Annotated in this window: 14 protein-coding genes; 9 read left to right on the plus strand and 5 right to left on the minus strand. The window is 72.6% G+C overall.

Features of this window, described 5'->3' with window-relative positions; genetic code table 11:
* Window positions 1–78: 78 nt before the first annotated feature.
* Complete coding sequence (locus tag ABZ858_RS20030; RefSeq protein ID WP_361379884.1) at window positions 79–897, minus strand: glycosyltransferase; 819 nt, start codon at window positions 895–897, stop codon at window positions 79–81.
* A gap of 214 nt (window positions 898–1,111) precedes the next feature.
* Window positions 1,112–1,618 (minus strand): MarR family winged helix-turn-helix transcriptional regulator, encoded by a 507-nt coding sequence (locus ABZ858_RS20035; protein ID WP_361379887.1) that lies wholly within the window; start codon window positions 1,616–1,618, stop codon window positions 1,112–1,114.
* A gap of 252 nt (window positions 1,619–1,870) precedes the next feature.
* On the opposite strand from ABZ858_RS20035, the gene lgt reads away from it, so the two are divergent.
* Entirely contained in the window at window positions 1,871–2,755 is an 885-nt protein-coding gene (gene lgt, locus ABZ858_RS20040; protein WP_361379890.1) for a prolipoprotein diacylglyceryl transferase, read from the plus strand.
* A 61-nt stretch (window positions 2,756–2,816) separates the two neighbouring features.
* Here the strand turns inward: lgt and ABZ858_RS20045 are convergent, their stop codons facing one another.
* Together ABZ858_RS20045 and ABZ858_RS20050 are read right to left on the minus strand one after the other, a co-directional pair.
* Window positions 2,817–4,265, minus strand: a complete 1,449-nt coding sequence (locus ABZ858_RS20045; RefSeq protein ID WP_361379893.1) for an MFS transporter — start codon at window positions 4,263–4,265, stop codon at window positions 2,817–2,819.
* Window positions 4,266–4,355: 90 nt separating this feature from the next.
* Window positions 4,356–4,877, minus strand: a complete 522-nt coding sequence (locus tag ABZ858_RS20050) for a MarR family transcriptional regulator (RefSeq protein ID WP_361379896.1) — start codon at window positions 4,875–4,877, stop codon at window positions 4,356–4,358.
* A gap of 177 nt (window positions 4,878–5,054) precedes the next feature.
* Here ABZ858_RS20050 and ABZ858_RS20055 point away from each other — a divergent pair, with 177 nt between their 5' ends.
* The 4 genes from ABZ858_RS20055 (at window position 5,055) to ABZ858_RS20070 (ending at window position 8,724) form a co-directional block, all read left to right on the plus strand.
* Window positions 5,055–6,278 carry an FAD-dependent monooxygenase gene (locus ABZ858_RS20055; protein ID WP_361379899.1) on the plus strand — a complete coding sequence of 408 codons (1,224 nt, stop codon included), beginning with the start codon at window positions 5,055–5,057 and terminating at the stop codon, window positions 6,276–6,278.
* Window positions 6,279–6,451: 173 nt separating this feature from the next.
* Entirely contained in the window at window positions 6,452–7,462 is a 1,011-nt protein-coding gene (locus tag ABZ858_RS20060) for a L,D-transpeptidase (protein WP_361379902.1), read from the plus strand.
* A gap of 58 nt (window positions 7,463–7,520) precedes the next feature.
* Window positions 7,521–8,027, plus strand: a complete 507-nt coding sequence (locus ABZ858_RS20065; RefSeq protein ID WP_361379905.1) for a SigE family RNA polymerase sigma factor — start codon at window positions 7,521–7,523, stop codon at window positions 8,025–8,027.
* Complete coding sequence (locus ABZ858_RS20070) at window positions 8,020–8,724, plus strand: L,D-transpeptidase (RefSeq protein WP_361379908.1); 705 nt, start codon at window positions 8,020–8,022, stop codon at window positions 8,722–8,724. The genes ABZ858_RS20065 and ABZ858_RS20070 overlap by 8 nt, the downstream gene beginning before the upstream one ends.
* Window positions 8,725–8,825: 101 nt before the next feature.
* On the opposite strand, the gene ABZ858_RS20075 is transcribed toward ABZ858_RS20070, so the two are convergent.
* On the minus strand, window positions 8,826–9,671 hold the full coding sequence (locus tag ABZ858_RS20075; protein ID WP_361379911.1) for an SDR family oxidoreductase: 846 nt from the start codon (window positions 9,669–9,671) through the stop codon (window positions 8,826–8,828).
* Between the two features lie 338 nt (window positions 9,672–10,009).
* Here ABZ858_RS20075 and ABZ858_RS20080 point away from each other — a divergent pair, with 338 nt between their 5' ends.
* The 4 genes from ABZ858_RS20080 (at window position 10,010) to ABZ858_RS20095 (ending at window position 14,405) form a co-directional block, all read left to right on the plus strand.
* On the plus strand, window positions 10,010–10,591 hold the full coding sequence (locus ABZ858_RS20080) for a hypothetical protein (RefSeq protein WP_361379914.1): 582 nt from the start codon (window positions 10,010–10,012) through the stop codon (window positions 10,589–10,591).
* 130 nt (window positions 10,592–10,721) lie between these two features.
* Window positions 10,722–11,174, plus strand: coding sequence for an STAS domain-containing protein (locus tag ABZ858_RS20085; RefSeq protein ID WP_361379917.1), 453 nt, complete (start codon window positions 10,722–10,724; stop codon window positions 11,172–11,174).
* Between the two features lie 137 nt (window positions 11,175–11,311).
* Window positions 11,312–13,411: a SpoIIE family protein phosphatase gene (locus ABZ858_RS20090; protein WP_361379920.1), complete on the plus strand. Its 2,100-nt coding sequence runs from the start codon at window positions 11,312–11,314 to the stop codon at window positions 13,409–13,411.
* A gap of 202 nt (window positions 13,412–13,613) precedes the next feature.
* Window positions 13,614–14,405 (plus strand): transglutaminase domain-containing protein, encoded by a 792-nt coding sequence (locus ABZ858_RS20095; RefSeq protein ID WP_361379923.1) that lies wholly within the window; start codon window positions 13,614–13,616, stop codon window positions 14,403–14,405.
* The last annotated feature ends 72 nt before the right edge of the window (window positions 14,406–14,477 follow it).

The raw sequence follows: 14,477 nt of genomic DNA on the forward strand, positions 1-14,477 counted from the left end.
TCGCCGCCGCCGAGGGACATCGCCCGGCGCGCCGGCGAGGAGACCCGGCGCCCTGCGTGCGGTCCTTGTGGCCCCGAGTTATCCCGACGAGGTTCCCCGGAGGCCGATCCCACCGTGTGTCGCCGCGCGGTGTCGGAGCCACTCGGCCTTCGTGCTGCCGACCCAGGACCGAAGGGCATCCGCGCGTTCCTGGATCAGCGCCATACGTGCCTCCCATTCAGCTCCGGCCTTGTGATCGGGGTGTGTGGTGATCTGGCCCCCGTGCTTCCGGTAGACGAGTCCGGTCTCGCCGATGAACCATCCGTCCGCCAGGGCGTCGAGTCCGAGCAGGAGCCCCGTGTCACCGGAGGCCGGCAACGCCATCCATCCGCCGAGCAGCGCCAGGAGGGGCCGTCGGACGCACAGCGTGGCGGGGTGGATCTGAGGGCGGCGGTGCTGAGCCCAGAAGCCGTAGGCGCTGCCCCGAGAGAGCCGGCCCGGTGCCGGGTCGTCGAGTTCGAAGGAGGCGGTGCTGCCGTCCTCCAGCAGATCGATGGCCCGCGACGTGGTCCAGCCGACGGTGGGTTCGCTCTCCAGGAGGGCGATGTCACGGGCGAGGGTTCCGGGGGTGAGCTGGTCGTCCGAGTCGAGGGTCTTCACGTAGCCGCCGGTCGACCGGGCGAAGGCCAGGGTCCGTGCCACATGCGGACCGCCGTGGCGGGACGCCGAGATGCGGATGCGCGGGTCGTCCGTGGGCAGTTGGGCGCCGGCCCCGACGTCGCTTCCGTCCTCCTGCACGCACCACTGCCAGGACCAGCCGCTGGGAAGCGTCTGCGCGGCGAGCGACGCGTACGCGTCCGGAAGGAACTTCGCACTCTCACCGTGCACGGGCGTGACGACCGAGATCACCTTGTTCATGCATGCCTTTCCGCAGTCGTCGCCTCGTCCCGGGGTCGATCGCCCGATCGGGTGAGTGTTGCATGCGTTCGGCATGGTGAGCGCGGCGGGTCGCGGCTCCGGGGGCCGTCGTGTGTCCGGGGCCGTCAGGTCGCGGTCACGTACGAGTTCGGCGGCGTGAGCACGCTGAAGGTGGTCCGCCGTCGTGGATCTCCCGCTCAGCGCACCGTGCGGGTCACCGCTGCTCGGCGTCGGTGGCCGGCTCGCCGAGGTGTTCGGCGAGTTGGAAGAGCGCGGGCAGTGCGTGCGCGATGGCCGCGCGGTCGCTGCTGCCGAGGGCGGTGAGGGCCACGTCGATGCGCCGTTCGTGGGCGGTGGTCCAGGCGGCGAGTTTCTCGTGACCGGCGGCGGTGAGGGCGACGACGGAGGCCCGGCGATCGGCGGGATCGACGTCACGGGTGACCAGGCCGGCGGCGATCATCTGGCCGATCAGGCCACTGACCGTGCTCGGTGCCAGGCGCCGGCGGGCAGCGAGGTCGCTGATCCGTGCGGGAGAGTGCTCACCCAGCACCTGCAACAGTTCGACCTGCGCCATGGGGAGGGTCTCCCACGGGTAGTCGGTGCGGATCGAGGAGCGCAGCGCGCGGCGCAGCCGGGTCACGGCCTCGGTGAGCTGGCGGGCCTCCGGCTCCGTCCCGGCGGGACGGGAGGCGGTGACGTCGGACCTGGGCTGCGCAGACATGGGGAAAGAGTATCCGGATCAAACTCGGGTACGGGAAGCCGCCCACGCCTCGGACGCCCCTGCGTCGGCTCCTCGGACGCGCCTGCGTCCGCTCCTCGAACGCGCCGGTGTCGGCTCCTGGGGCACGCCTCGTACGCGACAGTCTCGGCCCCTCGGCCGCCCGCCATAGAAGCTTCGGTATCCGATGTATCGTCGGGTGGATCCTTCCCGGCCCGCCGCCGGGCCCGCTGCCTGCAAGAAACGGTCCAGCCCATGAACCTGGCGTACCTGCCCAGTCCCTCGCAGGGGGTCTGGCACCTCGGTCCGGTGCCGATCCGCGCGTACGCGCTGTGCATCCTGGCCGGCGTGTTCACCGCCGTGTGGCTCACCGGCCGCCGCTGGGCGGCGCGGGGCGGGCGCCGCGAGGACATCGCCGACATCGCCATCCGGGCCGTACCGTTCGGCATCCTCGGCGGCCGCCTCTACCACGTCATCACCGACCCCGAGCTGTACTTCTCCGCCGGGCAGCAGCCCGTCCGCGCCTTCTACATCTGGGACGGCGGCCTGGGCATCCCCGGCGCCGTGGCCCTCGGCGCCGTCGGCGCCTGGCTCGGCTGCCGGCGCCGCGGCATCAAGCTGTCCGACTTCGCCGACGCGGCCGCGCCCGGGCTGGTGCTGGCCCAGGCCATGGGCCGCTGGGGCAACTACTTCAACCAGGAGTTGTACGGCCGCCCCACCCACCTGCCCTGGGCCCTGCGGATCGACCCCGCGCACCGCCCCACCGACATGCCCACGGCCGGTCTCTACCACCCCACGTTCCTGTACGAGTCGCTGTGGGACCTCGGCGTCATGGCGCTGCTGCTGTGGCTGGACCGCCGGCACCACGGGCGGCTGCGCCGGGGACGGCTCTTCGCCTGCTACGTCCTCGCCTACACCACCGGCCGCGCCTGGATCGAGGCCCTGCGCATCGACCACGCCAACCACTTCCTCGGCCTGCGCCTGAACGACTACGTCTCGCTGATCCTCTTCAGCGGCGCGCTCATCCACCTGATCTGCACCCGGCGTCCCCGCGAAGACGACGACGCGCCGTATCCGCCGGGTGAAGCAGCGGAAGCGACGTCCGCGCCTGATCGGACACCGGCACGCGAACAGACGTGACGGCCCGGAGGAGGCGGCGCGCGTCGACTCCGCGGAGCCGTCCCCGCGGCCCACTCGATCCTCATCGGAGTGCCAGGGCCGCATCCGTGCGGGGGCTCAGCCAGGCGGACACGATCGCGATCGCCGAGGCGGCCACCAGGACGGCGGCGGCCAGCCGGGCCCCGGTCTGCGTCCCGCCGCCCGCCAGGTGCAGGGCGAGCGTCACCAGGGCCACGCCGAGAGCGGTACCCAGACCGCGCGTCATGTTGACCAGGCCACCGCCGGTACCGGAGGAACGGGCCGGTATCGCCCCCATGATCATGGCGTTGTTGGCCGGGGTGAACATCCCCAGCCCCAGTCCCGTCACGGCCAGTACGGGCACCAGCCAGGCGATGGTCAGCGGGACGATCAGCAGGGCGGCCGGCGCGAGCAGGAAGACGACGGCACCGGCCACACACCGCGTACGGTCCGCGAGGCCCGGCGGCAGGAACCGGTCACCGCCGGTCGCGGCGAGCGCGAAGCCGGTCGGCAGCGCCGTCAGTACCAGCCCCGCGGTCAGTTCGGACGTGCCCCGGGCCGTGAGGACGACCGGCACCAGCACCAGCGGACCGAACAGCACCAGATACCCGCTCAGCGCCCCGATGAGCCCGGACATCACCGCCGGCACCTTGAGCAGGGCCAGATCCAGCAGCGGCGCCTGCGCCCGGCGCTGCCGGCGGACGAATCCCCAGCCCGCCACGACCGCCGCCACGAACAGGACGGCCACCCCCCAGCCGGGCACCGCGAGCCCGGATGCCGCGGAGACGCCCATCAGGGCGCTGGTGGTCGCCACCGCCAGCAGGGCCAGCCCGGCCCAGTCGAAGCGGGCGACACGCGTCCGGGCCCGGGTGCGCGGCAACAAGTAGTGCCCCCCGACCAGCGCGATCACGCCGATCGGCACGTTCACGCCGAACACCCAGCGCCAGCCCAGCGTCGACACCAGCGCCCCGCCCACCGTCGGTCCCAGCGCCAGTCCGAGTGCCTGGGCGGCGGCCTGCACGCCCAGCGCGGTACGCATCCGCTCCCGCGGCGCGCTGGTGGTCACCAGGGCGACGCTGTTGGCCTGCATCATGGCCGCCCCCGCCGCCTGCACCACACGGAACACCACGAGTGCCGCCAGGGAGGGAGCGAGGCCGCAGGCGGCGGAGGCCAGCGTGAAGACGGCGAAGCCGTACAGATACAGCAGTTTGCGGCCGTGCGCGTCCGACAGCCGGCCGACGGGCACCAGCAGCGCCACGAGCGTCAGCAGATAGGCCAGCGACACCCACTCCACCGCCGCCAGCGACGTGTGGAACTCGGCGCGCAGACTGCCGTAGGTCAGCGTCACGATGCTGGCGTCCAGTTGCCCCATGAACGCGCCGAAGCAGACCATGCCCACGGCCAGCCACCACGCGTTCGGCCATGACCGCACCCCTTCGGGACGGGGACGCTCGGCGGTGAGCAGCGTGGCCCAGCGACTCATGGACGCGGGGGGACGTATGCGGGTGTCCATGCCCCGATAATATATCGGTCCCCGAAATACTTTGCTACCGGCCTATTCGGGCCCTCGCGGCGGCGAGTGAGCCTCCCCTGTTCGCGGCGCTCAGTTCTCCTCGCCGTCGGTCTCGGCGAGTCGGGTGGTGACGTCGTCGGCGAAGCGGGAGAGGAGGCGGACGAGGTCGTCGCGGTCCTGGCGGGGCCAGTCGGCGAGGGTGTCGGTGAACCAGCCGAGCAGGGAGGCGAGGTAGCGGTCGACGGCCTCGGCGCCGGCGTCGGTGAGCTCGATGAGGCGAGCCCGGGCGTCGTACGGGTCGGGGACGCGGCGCACGAGGTCGCGCTTCTCCAGGAGCTGGACCTGGCGGGTGATGTGCGGACCCACGACCTGCATACGGTCGGCGATCTCCCCGATCCGCAAGGGTTCACCGGCCGTGCGCAGGGTGACGAGCACACCGACCGCGGAGCGATCGCGTCCCAGACCCGCGTCCTCGGCGGCGCGTTCGACGAGGCGCCCCCGGCTGACGGCGGCGCCGAGCCGGGTGATCCGGGGCAGCACGGCGAGCAGGTCGGGGCGCGGCGGGGCGCCCGGTTCGCGGGCCTCGCGGGGCTCGGAAGATTCGGCGGGCATGGACACCTCCGTTGCATACCTGAGTTAGGTATCTGTATGGTGGGGGTCAGTCGCCGCCCACAGGGGGCGATGTACGACCTTCGTAAAGATACCTCACTCAGGTACGCATCTGCTGTCCATCCGGTGCGTGCCGTCGACGAGCCGGCGGGGATGCCCCCGCCGGGAAAGTGAGAGGCCATGAACACCGAGTCACGTCCCGCCCGTCGCGTACTGATCTCCGGAGCGAGCATCGCGGGCCCCGCGCTCGCGTACTGGCTCGACCGGTACGGCTTCGAGGTGACCGTCGTCGAGAAGGCCGCCGCGGTGCGGGGAGGCGGCTACGCCATCGACATCCGCGGCACCGCCCGCGAGGTCGTCGAGCGTATGGGCCTGCTGCCGCGCCTGCGCGCCGCCCACGTCGACAGCCGGCGGATCACCTTCATCGACCCCGCCGGGCAGGCCGTCGGCTCGCTGCGCCCGGAGCAGCTCACCGGCGGCGAGGCCGGTCTCGACCTGGAGGTGCGGCGCGGTGATCTGGCCGACGCCCTCCAGGAACCGCTGGGCGACCGGGTCGAGTTCCTCTTCGAGGACTCCATCGCCGCGCTGGACGACGCCGGGGACGCCGTCCAGGTGACGTTCGACAGCGGCACCCGCCGCAGCTTCGACCTCGTGGTCGGCGCGGACGGACTGCACTCGAACACGCGCCGGCTGGTCCTCGGCCCCGAGGAGCCCTTCCACCACTATCTCGGGCACGTCTTCGCCGGCTTCACCCTCCCCAACGAGTTCGGCTTCGCCCACGAGGCCGTCATCTGGAACGACGTCGGGCGCTCCGCGGTGCTGTACGCGCACGAGCCCGCCGACCGCATCCACGGCTTCCTCACCTTCACCCGCGATGTCCCGCCCTTCGACGCCTTCCGTGATCCGCGGGCCCAGCGCGAACTGGTCGCCGCGCGCTTCCCGGAGCGGGCCTGGCACGTTCCGCGTCTGGTGGAGGCGATGCGCGACGCCGACGACCTCTTCTTCGACATCGTCAGCCAGATCCATCTGCCGGCCTGGTCGCGCGGGCGCGTGGTGCTCGCGGGCGACGCCGCGCACGCCACCTCGTTCCTGTCCGGTCAGGGGTCGAGCGTCGCCCTGGTCGGCGCGTACGTCCTGGCCGGCGAGTTGGCCGCACACGCCGACCACACCGCCGCCTTCGCGGCCTACGAGCGCCGGATGCGTCCCTTCGCCGAGCGCAACCAGGCGTTGGCCACCGGTGGCGGCACCATGGTGACACCGACGACACGTGAGCAACTGGAGTCCCGTAACGCCCTGTTGCGCGACCCCGGGGCCGTCGACCAGGAGATGGCGACGGCGGGCGCCCGGGCGGGCCGGGACGCGCACTCGGACCTGCGGCTGCCGGACTACGCCGGGACGCTCTGACGCACAGCCCGCCCGGCCCGTCCCACCCAGCGCCCCCGGCACGCCCGGTCCGTTCGGTACCCCTCCCCCAGCCCCCACCCCGCGCCGTCGAAAAAGTTTCCGGTTCGATGCAACCCGGTGCCGGGCCCGTGCGTATACGAGGCGATACACGCACCTCGCACGGGGGAGATCTCATGTACTTGGACCGTTCGGCCGGTCGGACCGCCGGCCGTCTCGGCGCCGCTGTCACGGCCTGTGTCGCTCTGTTCTCGGCCGCCGGCTGCTCGACGGACGGCGGCACCGGCGTCCGTACGGCCGCCGACGCGCCGGCCGCCCAGGCCGGCACCGCGCCCGCGAAGGCCACGGGCGCGGACAAGGGCGGCACCGGCCGGGCGTCGGACGGGCGCCCGGCACCGGCCGTGCCGGAGCCCGCCGTGCTCGCGCACGCGACGGTGCACGTGACCGACGGTCAGACGGTCGGTGTGGGCCTGCCGATATCGGTCACCTTCCCCGAGCCGGTCCCCGCCGCCGGGCGCAAGGCCGTCGAGGACTGGCTGCGCGTACAGACCTCGTCCGGCACGGCCGGCGCGTGGAGCTGGGTGAAGGACCGCAACCTGCTGGACGGGCAGCGCGTCGACTTCCGCCCCGACACCACCTACTGGCAGCCCGGCACCAGGATCACCCTCCGGGTCGGCTCGCACGGCGAGCGCCACTTCACCATCGGCCGGTCCCTGGTCGCCACGGTCGACGTGAGCAGGCACGAGATGACCGTCCGCACCGAAGGCGGGACCCGGCACATACCGGTCACCACCGGGAAGCCGGGGCTGGACACCTGGAAGGGGACGATGGTCGTCATGGACAAACAGTCCAAGATACTCATGGACTCGCGCACCGTGGGCCTCGGTGCCGAGTACCGCGGCGACTACTACTGGGCCGTGCACCTGACGACATCGGGGACGTACGTGCACCAGAACCCGCGGGCGAACACCGAGGCCGGACACCGCAACGTCACCCACGGCTGTGTCGGCCTCGCCACCGACGGGACCGCCGAACGCTTCTACGACCAGGTCATGGTCGGTGACGTCGTCACGGTCACCGGGTCGGCGAAGGACACCGTCGCCGCCGGCAACGGCTACGGTGACTGGAACCTGACCTGGACGCAGTGGCTCGCGCACAGCGCCGCCGGCCGGACCACGACCGCATGACCCTCCCCGCACCAGCTGTACGCGACGCGCCCGGCGCCGTGAGAGAGAGCACGGCACGATGACCGAGGACGAGTTCGACAGCTTCTACACGGCTGCCTACCCACGGCTGGTCGGGCAGCTGTACGCCCTCACGGGGGACCACGCGGAAGCACAGGACGTGGTGCAGGAGGCGTTCGTACGCGCCTGGGACCGGCGTTCGTCCGTCCTGACCGGCGACCGGGCGCCCGAGGCATGGATCCGCACGGTGGCTCATCGCCTGGCGATGAGCCGCTGGCGGCGGGCGCGCCACTGGTGGGAGCTGGTCCGGGGCGAGCAGGCGCCCCGGCCGGTGCCCGAACCGAGCCCGGACCATGTGGCGTTGGTCGCCGCCCTGCGGCACCTGCCCGAGGCCCAGCGGACCGCGATCGTGCTGCATCACCTGTGTGATCTGAGCGTGGAGCAGATAGCCGCCGAGACCGGCGCGGCCGTGGGCACCATCAAGGCGCGCCTGTCGCGCGGCCGCTCGGCACTCGCCGCGCACCTGGTGAGCGAGGAACCCCACCCGACGGAGGAAGCCTGTGTCTGATCAGCCGCCACCGCATCCCCTGACCGCGGCGGACCTGTCGTCCCGGCTCCGTGGCCTGGCCGAACACGGCGAGACGGCGGCGCCGGCCACGGGGGCGCAGGTGAGAGGCCGGGCGGCACGCCGCCGCCGCGGCCGGCGCGCCGTGCTCTCCACCGGTGCGCTGGCAGCGGCGGCCGTGACCACCGTCGCCGCCGTCACCACCGGCGCGCTCGGCTCCTCGCACAAGCCGGCCGCGCCGCAGGCCTCCCCGTCCCCGGCGCCCGTCCAGCGGGTGACGGTCGATCTGGACGCCCACACGCTGACCGTCGAAGGCCACAGGTTCACCATCGGCGCGCCGGTGAGCTTCTGCCCGATCGGCGAGACCACGGTCACGGTCACCGCCAAGTACCCCGTCGTGAACCTCCGCCCCAGCGAGCAGCACGTCGGCCGTGCGGGGCCCCGGAAATGGGCGGTGACCTTCACCGACCGCGGTCACCGCCAGCGGCTCCTGCTGTTCGCGATGGAAACCTCCGACCTGCCCGCACTCGGCAAGGACGGCATCCTCGGCGCCGTCGCCCTCGCGCCCGCGGACGGGAAGCGGGTGTACGACATCATCCGGCCCGGCGCCCGCGTGGAGTTCACGGGCCGGCAGGCCGCGCGCACGACCGCCTCGGACGCCGCGTGCATCGACCGGCAGCCGGTCACGGGCGGCCACTGAGGCCGGCTCGCGGGGGCGGGCGGGCCGGGAGGAGGGGTCGCGTTCACCGTCGAGGCGGGGCCTCTCCTGCGGGGCCGCCCTCGGCGGGACCGACCGGAAGTTCAGGATCCGACCGGTGTGCCGGGGGTGATGTCGTACGCCTTCCGCACCAGGTCGGGGCGGCGTCCGTCGTTCAGCTGCCGGTCCCACTGGGAGTCGACCTGTGCGCGGATCTGCGGCTCCGTCTCGGCGGGGAGGACGTTGCGGTAGCGGCGTTCCTCGCCCAGCAGGACGCTGACGGTCTGCCGGTAGACCGGCTCGGGGTCGTACTGCTCGTGCGGGAAGGCCAGTTCGGCGTAGTCGTAGAGGCGGTCGGCGGGATCGTCGCGCCATTCCTTCCACGTCTCGAACATGGTGTCGTTGAACCCGGTCAGGAAGGGGCCCGGGTTGATCGTCGCGACCGTGACACCGAACTCCCCGAGTTCCTGGTCCAGAGCGTCGGCGAACGCCTCCACCGCGTGCTTGGAGCCCGCGTAGGCGCCGGTGAACGGGTCGACGGTGAGGCCCGCGACCGAGGACATGAACACGATGCGTCCGCTGCGGCGGGCCGCCATCTGCCGGGCGATGCCCTGGGTGAGCAGGACGGGCCCGAAGACGTTCACCTCGAACTGCCGGCGCAGCCGCTCCTCGGGGATGTCGGCGCCGGCGCCGCCCTCGGCGACCCCGGCGTTGTTCAGCAGGACCTCCACGTTCCAGCTCCAGGCGTTCTCGCGGTCGCCGGGCTCGGTGACGTCCAGTTTCTCGACCCGCAGCTCGACGCCCCGCTCCCGGGCCTCGGCGCGGACCGCGCTGACCTGGGCGATGATCTCCACACCCGCGATCACCTCGTGTCCGGCCGCGGCGAGCCGCAGCGCGACCTCCTTGCCGAATCCGCTGCCCGCGCCGGTGATGAGAATCGGTCCCGCCATGTTCTCGCGCCCTTCTCCTGCTGGTGTCCGGTTCCTCCCGGACCATGGATGTCCTTCGGCTGCTCGTACCCGCCTCCGGCGCGTCTACAAGGCCACGCTTGCCGCCCTGGCCACGGGGCTGTCCTGTTCGCATGAGCCGCCGATGACCCTGCGGGCCTGGGCGAGACCTGCTGTCCGAGCAGCGCACATGAGAGCCACGTTAGGTCCCGGACAGGCCGGACGCCTTTCGGCAAGGCCGTCCAAGAAGTCCCCGCCTCCCCCGGCGGGGCCGTGCTCCGACGCGGCCTGGGGTGTCCGGCGAGGCCGGTCCTGTGCTGACGGTCGTGCAGGTACTGGGGGTGAGCAGCGAGGACGAGATGGTCGCCTGCTTCTTGGGCGGTGAGCTGTCCAGCCGGAGGTCCGGCCAGAACCTCCGGTCCCACCTGGCGGCAGCCGGGCAGGTGGAGCAGTCGCTGACGCATCCGGACCTCTCCGACGCCGGAGCGAACCGCGCACGTCGCGCCCTGCTCGCTGCGACGCGCGGGTACGGGGAGAACCGCGGCCTGTTCGAGAACTTCCCCGCTCACGTCAGGTGGACCAGGGCGCTCCTGACCGCCGGGGAGGCGGCCGGCGTGCGCTACCTCGACTGTTCCTACTGGGTCGAGCTGTCGGGCGGCAGCCGTCGGCCGGCCGACGCGGCCGCACGCGTCAAGGCGGGGCTACGGGGGTTCGCCGTGCCCAACGAGCCGTTCGTCGAGGCAGCCCCCGCGCTCGCCCGAGGCGAGTGCTTTCCTCCGCTCGTCCTCGTCGGCGAGAGCCAGGACGACCTGGTCTGTCTTGAGGGCCAGCTGCGCCTCACCGCGTACGCCCTCGTCGGCTTCCCTGCCGGTATCGAGTGCCTGATCGGTACCTCGCCGGCCATGGGGCGCTGGGCGCGGTAGTGCGGTCACGCCAAGCGTCCGGCGCTCCCCCCTCCCGCCGTCGACGGAGCTGCCCGCCCCAGCACGACGCGGCGCGGTCCGGGTGCCGGCCCGCGGACGGGGTTCGTCTCGGTGAGGCGGCGGTTCTACGATGATGTTCCTGCGTTCCAGGTGCGGACAGGAGGCGCGGCGGCAGGTGTTTTCGGTGGACGTCAGACCGGTGGGTGCGGCGACGGTGCTCGGGCTGCGCGGGGAGCTGGACTTCGACAGCGCGGTACAGCTGCATGAGGCCGCTGACGCGGTTCTGGTCCAGCGACCGGTGACGAAGCTGGTGGTGGTCGACTGCGCCTCTTTGGAGTTCTGTGACTCCTCCGGTATCGGCGCTCTGGTCCGGGTCCACCAGCGTCTGTCCGGTGCGGACGGACTGCTGCGGCTGGCGGCCGTGCCGGCGTCGGTCGCCCGGGTCTTCACGCTCACGGGCCTGCACCAGGTGATCGCCATGCACGCCACTACGCAGGAGGCCCTTGCCGCCGGCTGGGGCGGGCATGACAGTCTGGCCGGTGACCGTGCCGGATCTGACGCTGTGGAGGGGTGGGAAAGATGACCGGGAGCCCACAACGGCCGGACGCCCCGTCCCGACCCGAAGGGGTCCGGGAGCGGTCTGCGGAGGGAGTCCGGGAGCGGTCTGCCGAGGCGGACCTGCGGGCGTTGTTCGGTGAGTCGACGGCTGTCTTCGCCTCCATGGCCGGCCCCGCCCACCTGCTGGAGACGGCGAACCCGGCGTTCTTCGCCGCCATCGGCCGTACCGGCCCGCCTCGCACGGGGCTGCCCATCGGGGAGCTGATGCCGGAACTGGCCGAGCAGGGCTTCATCGGCTTGCTGGACCGGGTCTACCGCAGCGGTCGGCCCTACACCGGCCGGGACGCGCGGGTACTGCTTGGTACGGGCTCGCAGGCGCGGGAGGCGTTCTTCGACTTCTCCTACGAGCCGCGCCGCGACCTGGGCGGCAATGTCATAGGGGTGCGGGTGATCGGGGTGGAGACCACCCAGGTCAAGCATGCCCAGAGGCTGACCGCCGAGCACCGCGCTTTGCTGGAGCAGATCGCCCGCCAGGCCCCGCTGGACGACGTTCTGGACGGCATGGCACGAGTCATCGAGGAGCTGTCGCCCGGGGTGCTGGTCTCGGTGCTGCTCGCCGACGAGGACGGACGCCACCTGCGCCACGGGGCCGCCCCGAGCCTGCCGGACTTCTACAACCGGGCCATCGACGGCATCGCCACCGGCGACGGCGTCGGGTCGTGCGGCACCGCCGCCCACCGCCGGCAGCCGGTCATCGTCACGGATGTCGCCACCGACCCCTACTGGGACGACTTCCGTCACCTGGCCGACCGCGCCCGCCTCGCCGCCTGCTGGTCCACTCCCATCCTGGCCCGCGACGGGCGGCTGCTGGGCACCTTCGCCATGTACCACCGCGTCCCGCGCGCGCCCTCGGACGCCGACCTCGCACTCGCCGGCGTCTTCGCGGACACCGCGGCACTGGCCATCGAACGCCATCTGACCGAGCAGGCCCGCCGGGCCGCCGAGGCCCGGGAGAAGGCGGCCCGGGACGACCTGGCCTTCCTGCTCAAGGCCAGCACCGAGCTGGGCGCCGACCTGGACCACGCGCAGATCCTCCAGCGGCTGGCCGACCTGTGCGTGCCGGCCCTGGCCCCGCTGTGCGCCGTCGACATCGTCGAGTCCGGCCGGGTACGCCGGGTGGCCACCGCCGCGCCCACCCCCGGCGACCAGCGGCTGCTGGCCTCCCACATCCCGGTGTACGACGCCGACGACGACGCCGTCGCCCGTGTGCTGGCCTCGTCCCTGAGCGAGGTCGCCCGCCGCACTCCCACCGGCCCCGGGCCCTGGAGCGACCTCCAGGTCACGGGATACGTGTGCGTGCCCCTGGTCGACCGCGGGCACGCCTTCGGCGCCCTGACCCTGCTCAGCACCGGCGGGCACACCTTCGACGGGCACGCCGTGGCCCTGGCCGAGGAACTCGCCCGCCGTGCCGCCTCCGCCGTCCGCAACTCCCGCCAGTACACCCAGCGCGTCACCCTCGCCCGCGATCTGCAGGCCGGACTGCTCCTGCCCGACCTGCCCACTCTGCCCGGGGCCGAGCTGGCCACCTTCTACCACCCCGCCGGCGAGGGACTGGAGATCGGCGGCGACTTCTACGACGTGTTCCCCCTGGATGACGGACGCTGGGCGTTCATGCTCGGCGACGTCTGCGGCCGCGGCGCCCTGGCGGCCACCACGACCGCGCTGGTCCGCCACACCGCCCGCGCCGTGGCGCCTCTCCTGCCCGGCCCCGAAGCCGTCGTGCAGGCGGTCAACCGCGCCCTGGCCAGGAGACACGGCAGTCACGGCACCGGCTTCGTCACCCTCGTCTACGGTCACTTCGCGGCCACCGAGACCGGCCTCGACATCGAATTCGTCCGCGCCGGCCACACCCTCCCCGTGCACCTGTCCGCCGACGCTGCCCACCTCGTCCACAGCGACGGCGCCCTCCTGGGCGTGGTGCCCAGTCCTCACCTGTGCGCCCGCCGCCTCCACCTCACCCCCGGGGAAAGCCTCGCTCTCTACACCGACGGCATCACCGAGGCCGTCAACGCGGAGAAAGAGCAGTTCGGCGAAGAACGTCTCGTCCAGTCACTCACCCCGCCCCCACGGGGCGCCTCCGCCGTCCTGGACGCCCTCACCCGCGCCGTCCGGGACTTCACCGGCGGCAACGGCACGGACGACGACCAGGCCGTCCTCATCCTGACCGCCACCGCCCACACGCCGGCACCTGTCTCCGGCTGAAACTGACGCTGGTCGAGCACGAGGCCTACGCCAACGACGCGCAGAAGAACGTGTTCGACGCCGTCCGCTGAAAGGAGCCCGCCCCGTCCACTCGCCCGGCCGTCGCGTCATCGGACGTGGCATCGGCCGGAAGGCGGATCCGTCGCCGGACTCGCCGTCGTTGGTGGAGACTGGGCTGCTATCTGGGTGGGAGGGGCCGGACATGGTGAGTACGCCGCTGACGCCGTGTGGGCGCGCTCGACAGGCCGCGGACGTCGGCCGTGACGCGTGCGGAGGAACGTCGCCGACGCGGATTCTCGATCGGGGGCATCCACGGGTCCGGTCGGCCGTACGGAATCTCGGCATGACGGCCCAGGACATGGAGGGGCCTTCGGCGAAGGTGGCGGCCCTCCGCCACGCACATCGGTGGATCTCCACGGAGGTCCGTCCCGTGTACTCGGTGGAGGAGACGCGGCCGGTGTCCCGGGTCCTGCGGCTCGGCCGGGGCTCCTGCAGTCAGCGGATGGCCGTACTGGAGGCGGTCGCGCGAGCGTGGGGCGTTCCCTCCCGGGTGCGTGGTCTGGTCGTGGACGGCACCTTCTGGTACCCGCGCTTCCCCCGGCTGCGCCGGCTCGTTCCCGACCGAGTGGTGCTCGCCTGGCCGGAGTTCCGCATCGACGGGCTGCCGGAAGCCGATCACGCCGCCGCGCCCTGGCTGCCCGTGTCCGAACTCTTCGGCGGTGCCGGCGCGCCGCCCGGACGGATCGGCGGCGGCTTCACGAACGCAGGTCCAAAGACGCTCTTCGAGGCACTGGCCAGGACGAACGTCGACTGGGACGGGGCCATGGCCTGTCCCGCGTCGGACGGTTCGTGTGACCTCTCGGCGTACGTGCTCACGGATCTGGGGCGCTTCGACTCCCGGGACGAGTTCTTCGCCCGGCACGGCCAGACGCTGTGCGGCCCGGCGAGACTCCTGGCCGAACCCGTCCTGGGCCGACGAGCCGCCGGAGTTTAGCGCGAGCCGGTCGGGGACGGGTTCGCCTGTGTGCGCGCTGCGCTCGGCGCCGGTCTATCGCAGGTGACCGGT

It is taken from the genome of Streptomyces sp. NPDC047017 (assembly GCF_040644175.1).
Taxonomy (GTDB): Bacteria; Actinomycetota; Actinomycetes; order Streptomycetales; family Streptomycetaceae; genus Streptomyces.